Here is a 17971-nt window from a genome sequence, read left to right on the forward strand (position 1 = left end):
TGATGAGATTAGGATACTCTTTGCCAGAAATTGAAGAAAGCTTCAGGGACTATTTTAAAAATAAAGACCGTGAAAAGAAGGGGTCATTTCATGTGCCTATTGGTGGTATTATGAAGTTAGAAGATGTTTTTGAAGTCCCTATTGAACTACCTAGGTACAGATTAGATAATACAAGGACTCTTTCGTATCAACAGAAGTATTTGTCTGATAATCAGCTAGGTTCTGATTATTTTAACGATGATATTTGGCTTGATAAGCTTCAAGCTGTCCAACATGAAATTCTTAAGCAGTTAATAGATCGGAAGAACTTAAAGGATTACTTTGCAAGTAATGTTCAGACCGATCCCTTGATTTTGACACACGATGGTTTTGTGATTTCCGGAAATAGAAGGCTCTGTACCATGAGAGAATTATATTTTAACTCGCCTAAAGGTCATGAAAAGTATAGAAACTTTGAACGAGTAAGAGTTGTTATTTTGCCCAAATGTACTGAAGAGGAAATAGAATATATAGAAGACTTTCTGGAGCAGCAGCAAGACATTAAAGATGAGTTTACTTGGATAAACAAAGCTTTAGGTTTTAAGAGAAGATTGGATAAGCATGGCTATAATTCTGCGGTTCTAGCTGAGAAGTCTGGATTCAAGAAGAGTGATATTGATTCATACTTGCAACAACTTAATATTGCTCAGAGCTTTTTAGAAGACATTGGTAAGCCTGATAATTACGACTTGATAGAGAAGGATAATTTCGCCTTTATTGAAATAGAGAAAGGAAGAAAAGCGCTTAAAAATAACAGTTCTAAGAAGGATTTGTTTCAAAAACTGTCATTTGTAGTACTCAAGAACCAGGATAAAATTACTGGTAGGATGTACAGCAATATACCCCTAATACAGCAGAATCTTTTAGAAATAGAAGAAGAGATTAAACTAGAGTTTGCAGATCGATTAGCAGAAGTTAAGGCTAATAATGTCGATTTCAATTTATTTGACGATAATACATTATTTCCAGACAACACAATAGATACTTTACGATTGCTTGAAATTCCTGATATACAGGACGAAGTATTTGAGATTATTAAGGATAAACTAAGTGAAGTTAAGAACTTAAAGGAAGAGACAAATAGAAAGAAACAAGTTCTGAAAAAAGTAAAGGAAGCAGCTACAGCATTAACCGAGGCTAATAATATTAGAACGTCAGAGTCTGATAAAGCGGGTATTCTAACGCAAATAGCAAATATTGAAAAGGTTCTTGTGCAACTTAAAGAGTGGGCAAGTAAATGATCTTGATTAGCTATGATGAAATAAGACAGTTTTGTGTAATTGAATCGGATGACATAAAGTGGGATTCAATAAAAGTCTTGTTTGCAGAACTTTCTTCTGAAAGTACTGTTTCTTCGAACCAAGTCTTAATTCCTTGGTACTCCTTTATTTCTAACCTAAGGTCTGTAAACTATATTGCTAACCAGTATAAGGTTCAAGTTGAGTTTACTAAAGAAGCTAGAGAATTATTATCAATTTCCTTAAATAGAAGAAATTCATTCATTAATTCAGCAACTTCGAAAGTAGCAAGTGAAGCGGAAGTTCAAGCAAAGCTAGATGCGCTTGGATTTAAGAGGACTTTAAAAAGTTATCAGCTGAAGAATGTAGCAAAGTTACTGAGGTTACATGCTGGTGCTACCTTTTCAGTTCCTGGTGCTGGTAAAACCACTGAAGCTATTGCTTATTATCTCCTTAAAAGAACAACACAAAAATTATTAGTAATATGTCCTAAAGTTGCTTTCCCTGCGTGGGAAGAGCAATTTATGGATTGCTTTGAAGAGCAAAGATTCTCTATCTTAAGGCTTACTGGAGGCCGGGAAAACATAAAGAAATCTTTACTGCTAGATAGAGATGTGTTTTTATTAACATATGACCAATTTATACTAGTTGCTGATCTTATTTCCAGGTTTCTTTCTAGCATTGAAGCTTTTTTGTTCCTTGATGAGAGTCATCGAATCAAAGGAGGTGATAGGAGCAGAAGAGGACAGGAAATCCAGTTGATTTCACACCTTCCAGTGGGAAAGTTAATTATGTCTGGAACTCCTATGCCTAACTCACCAAGTGATTTGGTTCCACAATTCAAGTTTCTATTTCCTGAAGTTGAGGATGTTGATGATGATTCGGTCATTGATAAAATACAAGGTATTTATGTAAGAACGACTAAGCAAGAACTTGGTCTAAAGGACCCCATTACTAAAATAGTATCTATACCATTTAATGAGCCACAGAGAAGTTTATACGATCTTGCAAGGAAAGAAGAACTAAGGAAAGCGCAATCCTTATCTAGGTATGATAAAGCTTATTTGAGAACTCTTGGAAGAAGTTACATGAGGCTATTGCAAATTGTAAGTAATCCAGCTCTTCTAATTAAAAATAATCATTCTTACCCAGACTTGCTAAGGGAAGTGATAGAGTATGGAGACTCATCAAAAATTGAATATGTTGTAAAAAGGACTAGGCAGTTAGTGAACAAGGGGAAAAAAGTTCTTATATGGTCAGGTTTTGTTGAGAATGTTGAACTAATATCACGAAAGCTTGCTGACTTAGGAGCTGATTACCTGCATGGGGGTGTTGAAGCAGGTTCTGAAGATGAAGAAAATACCCGAGAACAGAAGGTGAAAAGGTTTCATGACGATTCTAAAGCAATGGTGTTAGTTGCAAATCCTGCGGCGTGTTCAGAAGGAATAAGCTTACATACTGCATGTAATTACGCTATTTATGTAGACAGGAATTATAATGCCGCCCAATATCTACAGTCAAAGGATAGAATACATAGATTAGGATTGAAGCCAAATACTGATACTACCTATGAAATACTTCACACACCTGACTCCATTGATGTGGAAATTCATTCAAGGTTAGAGGCTAAGGTAAGAAGAATGGCTGATGTCCTGAATGATCCTTCACTTCATACAGAGGCTGAGTTTGCTGAGTTAGATGATTTAGGGTTTAACTTTGATGATGCTGAGGCTTTTATCAAACACTTAAAGAGTAACTAAATGTTTTCTGTAAGTGTAATTTACTCCACAAGGGATTTCTTAAACTTCTTATTAGAATCCCATATAACACCAGAGAGGTTTGAGCAGACGTTTAAGAAATATCGCTACAGTAATCCTGAAAAAATTCTCCAAGTTGCCTTTAAATGTAACTGGATCAGCTTAGATGGTGTAGGAACTTTATCGCTAAGTAAAAGGGGGAATGAGATAGCTGTTTTAGAGTACAGGGATGCTATTCTATTGCAGCTTGAAGATATGATACTTAATTTTAATCCAACATGGGCTTCTCTGCTTCCCAAAGGGAGAGAGGAGGCAAAGCAGTTTCTGCCAGAAGATGTTTTCCAATGCTTTAAAGAAGCTGGCTTATTTGGTGTACTTAATGACAATTTAATTAAGTACTGGGATAGAATATCTATAGCATACAGAAGCTATAGTAATCAAAAAATGTTGGAAATAGGTAGGAAAGGGGAGCGCCTCAGTCTTGAATATGAAAGGCAAAGGACAAACGCTGCTCCATTATGGCAGTCATTAGAGTCTAATCTTTCAGGTTTTGATATTCTTTCAGTTGTTGATAGATCTTGTTCAGATAAGCTTAGTATAGAGGTCAAAAGCACTACTTCTAAGCTTGAATATGCTACATTTTATATCAGTAAAAATGAATGGGAAACAGCAGAAAATACAAAGAATTATTTGTTTCATTTATGGGTTCTTGAGCCTACACCAAACCTTTTTATAATAAGCAAAGATGCTATGTCTCAGCACATTCCACAAAACAATGGGAATGGAACTTGGCAGTCAGTAAATATTTCATTTAAAGCAGTATTATCTAATCCTATTCTAGTAGGTAACGAAGTGCAGAATCATGAAGTGTTGTGTTAACTAAAATTCCTGCTTAGTGATTACTAGGTATATTATTCTTTTACAGAAGTAATGTATTGATAATAAGTATTGCAATGCCTAGTTAGAGTTTAGGATATAATTACTTTGAGAAATACTGATCATAAAGGTCATTGCCAAGTTCCGCCCAATGGCTTGATTTGTAATTTTCAAATTTGAATGAATTAATTCCTTTTAATTTATTGGCATAATTTGTTATGTCATCCAATTTATTGTTTTCTATTAAACTTTTTAAAGCCGCTATAAAGCCGTTTATAACAGTTATTTTAACTACTCCGTCTCCGTTAGTTTTCCATCTTTCCTTATCGATCGCTTTTCTGAATGCCGCAAAAATTTTGTTAATCTCTGTCGCACAATAATCTATATACTCGGTTAAGACATTATCATCTGATCTATCTAGTAATTTTGTTTTGTTAGGGTTAGTCCAAACGGAGTATAAACTATCACTACCGCTAAATTTTACTAATGGTTTGAGGCCATATGAAACAATTGAAGCGGTTTTAACCTTACCTTTGTCGTATGAATATAATTCAATTAGATTTTCAAGAGGCCCTGATTTTGCAAACCTATTGATTAACTCTTTTGCTATAGCAGTTCCTGAATATGGGTCTGTTATGAGCTCAATGGCTTGCCTTAGATCAGGCTTAGTCTTAGTTTGTTTGTCATTAATTTCAAGAAAAAGTTTGGCTTCAAACTTAGCTCTTTCTTTTTGTGTGGTGCCTTGTGGGTAGTAAATTGCTGTTACTAGTAAATTCTGTCTTTTTCTTAAACTTTTAATTTCGCTTTCTAAACTATCTTCTCTCTCATGGTATGCATAAAGCCTGTGTTGACCATCAATTATGCAGATAGAATTAAAAGTATTAGGTAATGATATTAAAACTGGAGATGTTTTTGTGATTTTATCTACTTCGATTGTTTTCCTATCTGCACCTACAAATCTTGTGTCCTCTGAAAAGGTTGCTATTACATTATTAACGAAAACCCTTTTTTCTTCATTTAGGTAGTTTCTCATCGAAGTTACTTTCTTCTTATCAAGAGCCCTTTGATACAAAACTCCTCCATCTACCCATCCATCTTTCCGTAAAACATAAGCTCTGCTAATAAGAGCTTCGGGATCAATGTAAAAAGTTACTACCTTATAACCTTTGCTAAAGGAACTATGCGATTCTGGAAGAATAGTGCCAGGGTATTCATTTCCTGAGCTTAAGCTTGCTGTCAAAATGTTTTCTCCAATTTCATTGTAGTTAAGTCCTAAGAAATTAAGGACTTCAAATCTAGAAGACAATTTGATTGTGCTAGTTATTGCTAGTAAATAATGTAGAATGTGATATTCTAAAAATTTGATTTTATTTGATAATAATTTTTTATGTTCTTCAGGAATGCTATTCTTTGAACAATAAAGAACAATGACTTTATAGTGCTCATTCGTGTAGCTGGTATTCTTAATTGATTTAAATTCTTTATATGTTGTTTCAACCAAATCAATAAAATCTGAATTGTTGTCTACGATTTCATTGTACAGATAAAGTTTGTTCATTAGGTGTTTGCCTACCTTCTTCCCATTAGTTTGTTCGCATACAATTAGAACATTTTCATATAGAAATAGATCGTCAATTTCTCCACTTCTACCCTTGAAATTGATTTCAATGTCATCGGAATTTATTCTACTAAATCCTGCATCAGAGAATATGCTTCTAATTTGATTTATATATTTTTTTTGCTCTTTCTTTAGTTTTGCCTCAGCTGCTTTTCTTTTTTTCTCTTCAGCAGTTAAAGGTTTCTTTTTTGTCTTCGGTTTTTTCGAAATAATTCCTTTTATCATTTTGGTAAAAAGTTATTAATCAAACTATTGCTGTGTATATAGCTAGTTCTTTAATAAAAGAAAGAGACTTAATTGATTAAGATTAATAAAGGTTGCAATATATGGAATATTATTGTATGTGCATATTTGGGGGTTTTGATTTTTGTTAAACTGCAAGAATGTTAAGCTTCAATGACTATCTAAGAAGCATTAGATTCTCCTATCTTTTTTATTAGCTCTAGTTTGACTACTTCAAAGACTTCGTTTCCCAATTTCAACTCTCTCCTTACTCTGTTAAGGTAAGTTGTGTCTTTTATGATATTAGCTTTTCCAATGTTTTTTACAACAATGTTCTGTGCTGTTTTCTCTATACCCTTTGTCAGAATTGTCCAGTTGCTAATCATAATGTCTATGCTAGAATGATTAGAAGAATTCTGTACATGTTGAGTTACTTTGTATGTTGCTTCGCATTTGCATTCATCTTTATGCAAATGGCATTGTTGACAATAGTCAAGCTTTTCTTGTAACTTGGAATCTATAATTTGTTCTGACATTATATTTGCGAAGCTTACTTAGGTTTAGAAAGAAGTATTTCTTATAGTCCTATCAGGATGGATTGATAAGATTTGCAAAGATACCTGTTTACAGCTAGAGGTTCACATAAGAGTGATTATACATCCTTGTATTACTCCTTATTGTTACCCCAAGCAGCGTTATTAGTACAAATTATGCTTTATTGAGTAGGACCAGCATCAATCTTATCTTCCAATGATGCTTCAAGATCATCTGGGAGTACTGAAAGAAGATCATATCCTGTGGCTGCTTCTATTGTATCCACTGTTGTCCTATAGCTTCCCCAAGAAGAATTAATTGAGTTTGTATTGGGGGTGTTTACTGCGATAACCCTTGTACTGGTTGTTATTCTATTCAAATCATCTTCACCTTCCGTTAAGACCACTATCACCTTCCATATCTGACTAGGTACAGTGACTCTACCATTGTCCAAAGTGGTTTTAGCGCCATTGCTGCCAATACCTCCAACCCCATAGCTTCCCATGATTACATAGACTTCATTACCTGCCTTAACTAAATCACGCGTGTAATCCTCCAGGTTAGCCCAGGATTGTTGATTGTTGTTTGGAGCCTGTGGAATCATGTTCGTCATAAGGAAGGTGGCAGAGTTATCCTCAATTGTTCTTGTCCTATCAGCAGATGGAGTATTGTGTCCTCTGTCAAAGCCACTTCCTGAGTAACTATTTGGGCTTACCTTATACCAACTAGAGGGTAAAGTATTGTCGGCTCTGAAATCATCCTGTCTAGGCGCACTGCCTATCCAATCTTGTGTAAGGTGCCAACTTACCCAGTTTGGGGTTCCCCTGTCCCTGCTGTATGAGAGGGCATACTGAGGTTTCTCCATTAAGTAGTTGTTGGAGTTGTTTATGTCTGTGGTAGCGTTGCTTGGGTTGCCTAATACTAGGTGCTCATTAGCGATTAGATCTGGACTTTTGTCAGGGATCACTTCAGTTTCCTTACAACCTATGACAAAGATTAGAAGGAACAAATAACGGATATGTTTTTTCATTAAATGGTGTTTATGGATCCTGGGAAATTTTAAAGTTGATCCACTGTATTACGTTTACTTAGAAAGTTTAATGCTGAATCATTAAAGAATGGTGAAGAAAGGTTCGTAAAGGCAAGTGCAATTGATTTTGCAAAGCTAAAAGGAGCAATTAGGCCAACACTTTTTGAATGTTACTATAAGCTCTTAACATCCAGATTAGTACTAAAAAGCAATGATAAGGTAAGAGAAAGTATCATTTACTATCTTAAAACAGGTGTTGTTGCTTCTGAAAGAGAATATTATTTGTACTATATTAGCTTTTTCATTGAACTCTATCAATGGTCTTTATCTAAATTATTACTCTTAAATTTTCTTCAACATTGAATAGTCTTATGTTAATCAATTGTTTAAAGAAACCATTCTATCTTCTTATACAATATTCCCTCAGGACGAATCTAAGCATAGCCTTGAAGGCATTTCTTTTTCTGTTGGTTTCTTTCTTTCCTCTGGTTGCCCAAACCCAAGACGTAAGTGTGGAATGGAGAAAGCGTTTCAATACATCCCTAGTAGGAGGGAATGATAATTTCAACGGGGAGATTGTTTCAGATGGCGAGGGCAATATTTACATGTCTGGTTTGTCGATGAAAGCGTTAAGGACTCACGAAAGCTATGACGCAGTACTGGTAAAATTGGGTTTGAATGGTCAAAAGTTGTGGGCTCAGGAGTATGACGGTTCAGAAAAAATAGCGGATGGGTTTATATCCATAACTATGGACAGTTGGGGGTACATCAATGTGACGGGTACAAGAAATAATACGCTAAAAGGATATTACACAAATCCCCATGAACTATATACCTCTAAGTATTCTCCCTCTGGGGAGTTGTACTGGACTAGATCCTACCGACCGAGTACGGATATTAATACTTACGGAATGAAGGTCATAAGCGATCAGTCCGGAAATATCTATGTGGTGGGAGGCTACGACAATGGGATAGTTCTTATTAAGTATAATTTCTGGGGGGAAGAGCAGTGGGTTAAAACCTATTTGGCAAAAGACAGCACCAAGCCCTTTTCCCTAGGGAGCATAAAAACCGACCCCGAAAATAATATTTATTTGTCTGGGTATGAGACTACTAACGCGGGGGATGTCCTTTATGTGGCTAAGTTAAACAACTCCGGAGACGAATTATGGCATACAGAATTAGCGGGTGCCTCCGTAAGAGACATGGATTTAGATGGGCAAGGAAATATTTACTTGTTTGATTCCTATTCATACTCATCATACAGATTATTCAAATTCAATAATGAGGGTCAGTTGCAATGGGATAAAGACTATTCCGGGGATTTGGCACCCAGTTCCTTCTCTGTAAGCTACGATGGCAGCCTTTACCTCACAGGGAACCATTGGAACAGCAGCTATGGAGAGAATGGCACAAACTATGATATCGGGGTAGTCAAGTACAACTCAGATGGAGAGGAAATGTGGATACGGACATATTCGGAGAATATGATGGGAAACAACTCCGGGAAGAAAGTAATTACAGATGAATTCGGAGATGTATTCGTAGTTGGAAATTTGGGGATACCGGGGGAACCATCCAAAACTGATATTGCAACTTTGAAATATAGTCCTTATGGGGATATGATCTGGGTAAGGAGGACTAGTGGCATTGACCATGATTACCAAGCAGGCATCTCGATGGACAAGTTAGGCAATGTGCTGGTCGGGGGAAATTTTTATTCATCATCCACTGGGCTAGACTTTGGAATTATCAAATACACTTCTTTTGGGGACAAGATTGGAGAATACCGTTATAATAATCCTGTAGGGAATGCTTCTGACGGTGTAACTGCAATGAGGGTTGACAGAAAGGGAGACGTTTACCTCACCGGAACATCAATTATAGACTTTGATGGGAATACGGACATAGTTACAATTAAGTACAGCCCCTTGGGAGAGGAGAAGTGGGTTAGAAGGTATGATGGCTCAAAAAATGGTGATGAACGGCCATTCGCGATGACTGTGGACTATCTAGGGAATGTGATTGTTACGGGCCAGAGTTATTTTGGGGATGACATTTCAGCTCGTGCCATAACAACAATCAAGTATGACCAGGACGGAAGGGAAGTCTGGGTTAGGCAATTCAAAGGACTTCTAGAAGGAGATAATTACAATAGGCCCGCCGCCGTTGTCACAGATGCTTCCGGCAACGTGATAATAACAGGGCAAAGCTCTAGTAGCCAGGATAATCCCGACTGCATAACCTTAAAGTACGATGCCGCGGGGAACCTGCAATGGTCAAAGCTTTATAACGGCACAGGAAATTCACATGATAAAGGATCAAGCATATCATTGGACTCTAACGGCAACATTATTGTTGCTGGGATGTGTGTTGGACTTGTTGGTGGCTCTACCACGGCAGACATACTTACATTAAAATATAGTGCCGATGGTGAGCCGCTTTGGGTGAAAGAGTACAACGGGGAAGGTAATGGGACCGATGATGCAACCAACGTTTCCACGGATCAGGCGGGTAATATTATTCTAGCTGGTTCGACTTCCCATGCAGGTGGAAATTCAGATTTTATCACTTTGAAATACAGTCCACAAGGCGATCAGCTTTGGGCTAGAACCTTCGGAGGTTCAAGCTTGGGTTCGGATGTTGTAAGGGCTTTGGGTCTAGATGTTGAAGGCAATATATTTATTACTGGAACTACTTACCTTGAGGGAGGGGTAAACTCTCCCGATGGGAACAGTTACACAACAATCAAGTATACTCCAGCCGGTAACCAAGTTTGGGTAAAAAATTATGAAGCGTACAAGAACCAATTCTATATTAGTACCAACACACTTACTATCGATAAAGAAGGAAGTGTGTACGTTGTCGGCGGCATCAAAAGGAACTATGGGCAAATAGGGGGATTTGTATCAGTAAAGTACTCGAACTCTGGGAAGGAGGAATGGGTTGCTACAGACGTAAGCGATGGGATATATTTGGATAAGTGGGGGGTTGCCGTGGGAGTAGATGATGGCGGTAAGGTTTATGTCACAGGGGTAACTGAGTCAAGTACGACCGGCTATGATATATTAACCGTCAAGTACAATCAGCCGCTTACTTCCCCTTTGCCCGTTACTTGGCTGTCCTTTGATGGTAAGGCTAAGGAGGAGGGTAATCAACTTTCTTGGTCAACTGCATCTGAAACGAACTCAGACTTTTTTAAAGTGGAGCGTTCCTCGGATGGGAAAATATTTTTGGAAATCGGAGAGGTGAGGGCGAAAGGAAATAGTAGCCAAGTACAACGCTATGAATTTACTGACAAAGATTTACCTCAGAGAGTTTCTACGTTATATTACCGGATAAAGCAACTGGATTTTGATGGTAAGTTCGAATACAGTAAAACAATTGCTGTGAACAGGAAAGATGAACCTGCCAAACAGATAGTTTCTGTGTCTCCAAATCCTTTCCGGTCTAGTCTAACTCTTCGTCTAAATTCATTTAAAAAAGGTAAGGGTGTGCAATTATGGTTGTTTGATATGAATGGCCGAGAGATGTACAAGATGGAGATTCCAGATAATATTGATAATGAAATTAAATTAGAGCATTTGTCGAAGTTTAAACCTGGGGTTTACCTTCTTCGAGTGACTTTAGATGGGAAGTTTACTTTTGACTCTAAGTTGATAAAGCAATAACAGATAGCTTAATGAAATGTAATTATATCGTCACTGGATTTCAGATGATCTGTTAGGTTCTTAATTTATCATAATAATGTTGGGCATGGCGGCTCAAATAAATGAACAATAAAAAAGGAGGCCAGTGAAGCCTCCTTTTCATATTTATTTAGGTTTGATAAAGTTGTAGACTTTTTTACCCCCAGGATTTTTTATCAAAGAGTTTAGCCAATTCTTCAGCAGTCATGCCTTCTTTAAAACCTTCTGTTTCATTCAGCCAGAAATATTTCTTTGCCCTAATTCCACCGAATGAAGCTTTAGGTGAATTAGTCTTGTAGAATTTATCCACTAAGAAGAATTTAATGCCCAGTTTCAAATCATAATAACTGGTGTTTTCAATGGTTTCTTTTATTCTATTGTATTCATTAGTGGAAAGTTTATTTATGTCATAGCCTTGGGTGCCTACAAGTTTACCGTCAATGTAATCACAAGGAACTATCTTAGTTACTTCCCCTATGGCTCTGATAGCCTTATTGTTATAAAGGCCAAGGTATTTAAATGGAGAGTTGTGGTTTCTTAAGACAGGGTCATAGTAGATTCCATACTTCAGGTTCTCCTGCAATGACTCGCCAGCAGTAAAAACAAGCAATGTCCTGTTTTTGGTATTCGTTAATCCTTCTTCATGGCAAAGGGAAAAGTAGTCGTTTAGGACTTCAAGCATATCCAGATCAAACTCAGATAAATTTGATAGAATGATTTGGTAAAGGTCTTCATAGGTTGTGCTCGCAAACTTAATATCCTTGTACTTTTCATTCTTAAGGGCATTTAGTACCTTTTCTCTTGTTGAGTGATCAACCTTACTCTTCGACAGAGCTAAAAGGACCTTTTGAGAGTGATTACCCTTCAATGATTCTAAATGCCGTACAAGCTGATCATGGGAGAAGTTGTCATATAGCTTAGTCTCAATGGCAACTTTAAAACTATCTTGGGAGATCACACCGTCAACAACACTTCCTTTACCCCATTCTTGCTGGGTAAAATCTACTCCTATATTGAGTGATAAATTGCTATCAATTAGTATAGCATTCATTACTGTCTCAAACTTCAGCCTATTGTAGTGATAAAGCCTTGATAAAAGTAAAAGTGTTGAATTAGTGATCCAGTTCTCTCTACTGGTGTACCTCTGAAAATAATGTACTCTACTCATGATCTGGGTTTAGTATGGATTGGTATTTAAGAATTTAGAGTGTTATACTGTCTGATTATTTAATATAATAACCTAGGCCAAGGAATAAAAGGGCTCAGAATACAATTGCAAACCTTGCATAAGTCATCCGTGAATCTTTATTTCATAAATATATGCTTTTTTCTATTTAAACTCTATTCAGGAAAAGGAATCCTTCTGGCAGCCGATTATCTTTAAGGTAAGATTAAGTTGGGTAAAGGACAGAGGTTTGAAGCTTGTATTAATTGCCAGGAGGAATTAATGAAATCTAGAACTAATTGAGTAATTCTATCTATTTCATTTCTAAAGAATTTAAATCGAATCTCAGAGGGGGTAACTAGAATCAGTTTACTATTTCAAGTTATGCTTGATCATTATACAACCTTAACTTACCTGTGAACCTCCTAGGTTTGAAGCAAGTCTGTTTGTTTTACCTATGTTTAACCTATAAAAAGAAAAAGCCCCTAAGAAGTTGATTCTTAAGGGCTTTCATTTACTTGCTGTGGTCGCGTAGGGAGTCGAACCCCAAACCTTCTGATTCGTAGTCAGATGCTCTATCCAGTTGAGCTACGTGACCATCGTTTGATTTAGTGTTGCAAAGGTAGATACTCGGTTTGAATTGCGCAAGTACTCGCCTGAAAAAATCTTTAAAAAAATGCTATATGCCTCTGGCTAAGGCTTTTTTAATTGCTCGGTTAAGTAAGAAATAGAGGCCTCCCAGGGAAATCACCACCAAAACGCCCAGCAAAAGCTTGCCAGAGGTGCCCGCATTGGGGTCTTTCAGGAGGGCTAACAGGTCCTGGGCTTGGGTGCCCACCCAAAAAAAGAACAGCGTGCGGGGCAACATACCGGCCATGCTGGCCAGTAAGAATCTACCCCGGGGCACTTGCACCAGGGACAACACAAAGGTCATGAACGCAAAAGGCAGCACCGGCGAGATGCGGGTAAGAATGATCAGGCTCCAGCTATGTTCCCGCAGCTCATTCATCACCCCTTCGGCTTTGGGGAACTGGTGCAGGAAAGTGGTCAGCTTGCCGTGGTCAATGAGGCGGGCCATGCCGTAGCCAATGAGGGCGGCCGCGCCATAGGAAATCACCACGCCCGGAAAAGCGCTCCACCCGAAGAAGAAGCCAGTAGCCAAGGCCACAAACGTGGTAGGCGTAATAGCGAAGGCCATGGTGAGGGACACCGCTAGGAAGTACAGAAGCTGCTGCCCCGGACTAAGCGACTGCAACAGATCCTGGTTGTGGTACAGCCACAGCGCCAAACCGGAACTGGCCAGCACCGGAATGACCACCAACAGAAGCGAGTAAAGGAGCGTGCCGGTATTTTGTTTAAGGAGTTTCTTCCACATAAGCGCCGAATATCGGGTATTTTGGGGAAAGTACGCGGAAAACGCCTTCAAGGCTGTCTTGGTGCTGGGTTGGCAACTTGAAGGCAATTTCTCTAACTTGCGCCGCTACTACCGTATAAGAAGCTATGAAATTCGGAACCAAGACCATACACGCTGGCGTAGCGCCAGATCCAACCACCGGCGCCATCATGACGCCCATTTACCAGACCTCAACCTACGTGCAGCGCTCGCCCGGGGATCACAACGGTTATGAATACTCCCGCACGCACAACCCAACCCGCAGTGCCCTGCAAAGCGCCATCGCGGCCCTGGAGAACGGGGTGCACGGACTTTGCTTCGCCTCCGGCATGGCCGCTACCGACTGCATCATCAAACTCCTGAAGCCTGGCGACGAGGTGATCTCCACCAATGACCTGTACGGCGGCACGTACCGCATCTTCACCAAAGTGTTCCAGGACTACGGCATCAAGTTCACCTTCGTGCCCATGGGCGATATCAGCACCATTGAGCAATACATCACCGCCAATACCAAAATGGTGTGGGTAGAAACGCCTACCAACCCGCTCCTGAACATCATTGACATAAAAGGCGCCGCCGAGATCTGCCAACGCCATAACCTCACGCTGGTGGTGGATAACACGTTTTCTACCCCGTATCTGCAAACGCCCCTGGATCTGGGTGCCAACATTGTGATGCACTCGCTCACCAAGTACATGGCCGGTCACTCAGACGTGGTAATGGGTGCCATTGTGGTGAAAGACGATGAACTGGCCCAACGCCTGGCGTTTATCCAGAATGCCTGCGGCGGTACGCCCGGACCACAGGACTGCTTCCTGGTGCTGCGCGGCCTCAAAACGCTGCACGTGCGCATGCAGCGCCACTGCGAGAACGGCCGTAAGATTGCCGAGTACCTGAAAGAGCATCCCAAGGTAGGAAAAGTGTACTGGCCTGGTTTCGAGAGTCATCCAAATCACCACATTGCGCTGGAGCAGATGCGCGACTTCGGGGGTATGATCTCGTTTGAGTTGAAAGACGACCAGATCCAGCCTGCCATCCAGGTACTGGAGAAACTGCATTACTTCGCCTTGGCCGAGTCATTGGGTGGGGTAGAATCGCTCTGCGGACACCCGGCCACCATGACGCACGCCAGCATCCCGCAGGTGGAGCGCCTGAAAGGCGGCCTGTCTGATTCGCTTATCCGCCTCAGCGTGGGCATCGAAGACGTGGAAGACCTCATCGCTGATTTGGAGCAAGCCATTGGCTAATTTTGAATGAGTGATTGAATGATTGAGTGAGTGAATGAATTTGGGTACCTGAATTCCTGTAAATAGAGAAAAGAGCCTGTCTGGTGAAGTGCCGGGCAGGCTCTTTTTTTTCGCCGGGCGGATGTCAGTTCCTGTTTTGGAGGCGTTTTTCTGGAAAGGGAGGGAAATCAGAAGGCAGCCGCTCATATGCTTGGCGGGCTTTCTGTTTCGGGGCTGATTTACGGAAAAGAGCCCTAGAACGGGAGCCACAACTCCGGAAGGCATAACTTTCTAAAATCCTGCATCGTTTTTTATAGGGAAATAGATAAGGACTTCGGTGCTTATCAAAATTCAATTTTGTATATTCAGTTACCCAATGGAAAGGAGCGTGAACGATGGTATTAGCCAATTGCCGAGCCCAATTCACCGCCACCGATTTTGAGTTTGTGGCCAGCGTGTTGTCCCGTCAGAACAGCCAGCGAGTGAGTCTGGTGGAACTGCTCAGTGACCCTGAGTGCCGCGACGAGATGCTGGACCACGAGGCCTTGCCCAAGGCGCTGCTTTCAAGAGAAGGACAAGTAGGCGTCTCCCAACAGCTGTATTTCTATGTGCTGGCCCGTACGGTGCTGCGGCGGAAAGGGATTGAAGACCGCGAGCTAGCCGATTACATAGGAGCCTTGCTCTGGCAATTCTCCACGGTGCAGCGCATGCACTCGCCCCATGAGAAACTGCCGCACCGGTTTCAGTACATCGTAGAAATGCTGGAAGCGCTGTCCACAGCCTCAGCCGCCGAGGCCTTCCTCATCCGGGTCCACATAGGCAATTATGCGCTGTTCCTCTCGGGCATGTTCCACGCTTGGATTGAGAAACGGCAACAGCGCGGCGCACCAGATCCGTCCTTTTATGAATCGGTAGGACGGTCCAGTTTCAAGACAGCCGCCAGCCATAAACTGGCCTATCAACTGGAGTTAGCGCAGGTGTACGGCCTTCTGGCGGAAGCTTTCCGCGATGCCCGCCTTGCCCTGAACGAACTGGCCCAAACCATCTGGAAAACCGGCGACAAGCCTCCTTTCGCTTTGTAGAAAGAACTTAATGCAACATCTTACCGGAGCAGATTTGAGGCTGTTTTCTGTAAAACTGCCCTAAAATAGGTTGAGTATGTTCTGTAAACACTATCTCACTCAGCAGGCTAACTTCAATTTTGCTAGTCTATCTGGTAGGTGGCGTGGCAGGTGCTGCTGAAAATAATAAGGTCTGGGGTCATGCGCAGACCGGTGGTTCCTATGCCTTTGGCTTCCAGCCGCATATTGGTTTCCTGGGTCATCACCGCATCAGCCAAAACTGAGTTGCCTCTTGAATTGTAATTGGCCATTTCCAGCAGTTTGCCCCTGCTCACGTTTGACGTGCGGCACAGTTGGTCTGCGGTTTTTGAGGCTTCTTTTAGCGCCAATAAATCGGCTTGGCGCTGTAGGCTGTCGGCTTGGGTGTGGGAGTACCGGATGTGTTGGATGCGGTTGATGCGGGTTTTCAGCAGGCCCTCCATGAATGACTCCAAGCGCTTGAGGTTAGTGAGTTTAATGGTGATGGACTGCGCGGTGTTGTAGCCTATGAATACCTGCCGGTCTTTCACATAATCGTACTCTTTGTTCGCCGAGACACTACTGATTCTGATGTCCTCCGGCTTAGATGTGAATTGCCTGGACAGGGCCAGTACCTCCTCGGTCACCAGCTTCATCTCCTGCACGGCGTCTCGCATGCGGGGTTTGGTGAAGGATGATTCCACTGTGATCTCGGCTAAGTCTGGGTAGGAGGTAAGGCTCCCGAAACCCAGCACCTTTACCTGCCGGGGCGGAGCTGCAGCCTGCGGACTGCAAGCGGATAGTAGGGCCAGGACAAGTAGGAACCAAACCTGGAGCGAGGCAAACGAGCTGAAAAGTGAATTTTTCATATGGCAGAAGGAAAAAGGGTAAGAGTCAGATGCTATGATGCCGGTTTGCGTGGTTTTCCATAAACACAAGGAAGAAATGTGAGGGGAAATCGTCCCAAAAGGAAATTCTAAGCCAGCAGAAGGGTACTAAGAGAAGAATAGCTACATTTAGGTACCACAAACTCCTGAGTCAATGAAACGTCACATGAGCAGATGGCTGAGCCTGCTAAGTGTTTTGCTGGTTACCTTTCTGGGCACCACCGCCCAAGCGCAGTCTAAAGATGAAAAGCAGGTAGCTGCCGCAGTAGATAGACTAAAGCAAGCCATGATTGCGGGTGAGCGCTCAGCCCTAGAAGCGATTGTGGCTGATGCCCTGAGCTACGGCCACTCTAGCGGAAAAGTAGAAGACAAAGCGGCCTTTGTGGAAGCCATTGTGAGTGGTAAATCTGATTTCGTCTCTATCAACCTTACCAACCAAACCATTCAGGTCACCGGCAACACGGCCATTGTGCGGCACCAACTCGCCGGTGAGACCAACGACAGCGGCGTGCCCGGCATTGTAAAGTTAGGCGTGATGCTGGTGTGGCAGAAACAAGGCGACACTTGGAAATTGCTGGCCCGGCAGTCTTATAAATTGTAGTTCTCTTTCAGATAAAAGCACCAGAAGCAAAAACGCCAGCTGTAAATGCTGGCGTTTTTGCTTTGTTTTGCCCAAAAGGGGTTTAAATTAAGATGCTTTACGTTAGCTTGTGGCGCAACTCCCCAGGGTTAGCCTACCACTTTTCAATTAGAATTACACCGCTTTGGAAAAAGAAGACCTACAAAGAATCATCCATCAGCTTGAAGCTTCCAACTCAAAAGAAGAGGCACACTTCGGGATCTATAGCGTACAAGGCCATGACGAAAGTTTCATTCATGCCAACAAACAAGGGCTTGAACTATTTGCCGTTGGCTTGCTTAAAGCCTCGTTAATCACAGAAGAAACCATACTTGAAAACCCTAAGGCAGTTATCCCGCTCAATTATGGAGAAGACTGGATTGACGAAGAAAGCCATACACTCATTCAATACATAGAGCCTTCAATTGAAAAAAGGAATCGAACGGTACCAGAACCAGCCAAAGAAACCTGGAGTGATAAAGCCATGAAAGTAGGCTGTATTTCGGGGCTTGTTTTCGCCCTAGTTTCTGGAGTTGTAGGTCTGGTCACCATAGTAAGGTGGATATTTTGAAACCAGTAAAATGGGGCGAACATAGCAT

Annotated in this window: 14 protein-coding genes and 1 tRNA gene; 8 read left to right on the top strand and 7 right to left on the bottom strand. The window is 41.2% G+C overall.

All coding sequences use genetic code 11. The features are described 5' to 3' along the window. Window positions 1–2: 2 nt before the first annotated feature. The 3 genes from JT719_RS19385 to JT719_RS19395 are packed head-to-tail and all read left to right on the top strand — an operon-like array spanning window position 3 to window position 3913. Window positions 3–1280 carry a hypothetical protein gene (locus JT719_RS19385; protein ID WP_207435386.1) on the top strand — a complete coding sequence of 426 codons (1278 nt, stop codon included), beginning with the start codon at window positions 3–5 and terminating at the stop codon, window positions 1278–1280. Then, window positions 1277–3037: a DEAD/DEAH box helicase gene (locus tag JT719_RS19390; RefSeq protein ID WP_207435387.1), complete on the top strand. Its 1761-nt coding sequence runs from the start codon at window positions 1277–1279 to the stop codon at window positions 3035–3037. The genes JT719_RS19385 and JT719_RS19390 overlap by 4 nt, the downstream gene beginning before the upstream one ends. Next, complete coding sequence (locus tag JT719_RS19395) at window positions 3038–3913, top strand: protein NO VEIN domain-containing protein (protein WP_207435388.1); 876 nt, start codon at window positions 3038–3040, stop codon at window positions 3911–3913. A 100-nt stretch (window positions 3914–4013) separates the two neighbouring features. Here JT719_RS19395 and JT719_RS19400 read toward each other — a convergent pair whose 3' ends face one another. The 3 genes from JT719_RS19400 to JT719_RS19410 form a co-directional block, all read right to left on the bottom strand. Next, window positions 4014–5753 carry a DGQHR domain-containing protein gene (locus tag JT719_RS19400; protein WP_207435389.1) on the bottom strand — a complete coding sequence of 580 codons (1740 nt, stop codon included), beginning with the start codon at window positions 5751–5753 and terminating at the stop codon, window positions 4014–4016. Between the two features lie 179 nt (window positions 5754–5932). After that, the gene (locus JT719_RS19405) at window positions 5933–6286 is read right to left on the bottom strand and encodes a hypothetical protein (protein WP_207435390.1); all 354 of its coding nucleotides are present in this window, start codon (window positions 6284–6286) and stop codon (window positions 5933–5935) included. Between the two features lie 179 nt (window positions 6287–6465). Then, entirely contained in the window at window positions 6466–7314 is an 849-nt protein-coding gene (locus JT719_RS19410) for a DNA/RNA non-specific endonuclease (protein WP_207435391.1), read from the bottom strand. Between the two features lie 371 nt (window positions 7315–7685). Here JT719_RS19410 and JT719_RS19415 point away from each other — a divergent pair, with 371 nt between their 5' ends. Beyond that, window positions 7686–10985: a T9SS type A sorting domain-containing protein gene (locus JT719_RS19415; protein ID WP_207435392.1), complete on the top strand. Its 3300-nt coding sequence runs from the start codon at window positions 7686–7688 to the stop codon at window positions 10983–10985. Window positions 10986–11160: 175 nt separating this feature from the next. Here JT719_RS19415 and JT719_RS19420 read toward each other — a convergent pair whose 3' ends face one another. The 3 genes from JT719_RS19420 to JT719_RS19430 form a co-directional block, all read right to left on the bottom strand. Further along, a complete protein-coding gene (locus JT719_RS19420; protein ID WP_207435393.1) occupies window positions 11161–12171 on the bottom strand; it encodes a hypothetical protein in 1011 nt (336 codons plus the stop codon). A gap of 521 nt (window positions 12172–12692) precedes the next feature. After that, window positions 12693–12766, bottom strand: a tRNA-Arg gene (locus tag JT719_RS19425). A gap of 81 nt (window positions 12767–12847) precedes the next feature. Continuing rightward, the gene (locus JT719_RS19430; protein WP_207435394.1) at window positions 12848–13543 is read right to left on the bottom strand and encodes a TVP38/TMEM64 family protein; all 696 of its coding nucleotides are present in this window, start codon (window positions 13541–13543) and stop codon (window positions 12848–12850) included. A 125-nt stretch (window positions 13544–13668) separates the two neighbouring features. Here JT719_RS19430 and JT719_RS19435 point away from each other — a divergent pair, with 125 nt between their 5' ends. Together JT719_RS19435 and JT719_RS19440 are read left to right on the top strand one after the other, a co-directional pair. Beyond that, window positions 13669–14808, top strand: coding sequence for a cystathionine gamma-synthase (locus tag JT719_RS19435; RefSeq protein ID WP_207435395.1), 1140 nt, complete (start codon window positions 13669–13671; stop codon window positions 14806–14808). Between the two features lie 374 nt (window positions 14809–15182). Beyond that, on the top strand, window positions 15183–15869 hold the full coding sequence (locus tag JT719_RS19440) for a hypothetical protein (protein ID WP_207435396.1): 687 nt from the start codon (window positions 15183–15185) through the stop codon (window positions 15867–15869). A gap of 122 nt (window positions 15870–15991) precedes the next feature. On the opposite strand, the gene JT719_RS19445 is transcribed toward JT719_RS19440, so the two are convergent. Then, window positions 15992–16735, bottom strand: coding sequence for an SIMPL domain-containing protein (locus tag JT719_RS19445; RefSeq protein WP_207435397.1), 744 nt, complete (start codon window positions 16733–16735; stop codon window positions 15992–15994). Between the two features lie 172 nt (window positions 16736–16907). Between JT719_RS19445 and JT719_RS19450 the strand changes: the two genes are divergently transcribed. Both JT719_RS19450 and JT719_RS19455 read left to right on the top strand, forming a co-directional pair. Beyond that, window positions 16908–17354 carry a nuclear transport factor 2 family protein gene (locus tag JT719_RS19450; RefSeq protein WP_242693365.1) on the top strand — a complete coding sequence of 149 codons (447 nt, stop codon included), beginning with the start codon at window positions 16908–16910 and terminating at the stop codon, window positions 17352–17354. A 163-nt stretch (window positions 17355–17517) separates the two neighbouring features. Further along, window positions 17518–17943, top strand: coding sequence for a hypothetical protein (locus JT719_RS19455; protein ID WP_207435398.1), 426 nt, complete (start codon window positions 17518–17520; stop codon window positions 17941–17943). Window positions 17944–17971: the final 28 nt, after the last annotated feature.

Origin of the sequence: Sabulibacter ruber (assembly GCF_017355955.1) — a bacterium.
GTDB lineage: Bacteria > Bacteroidota > Bacteroidia > Cytophagales > Hymenobacteraceae > Nibribacter > Nibribacter ruber_A.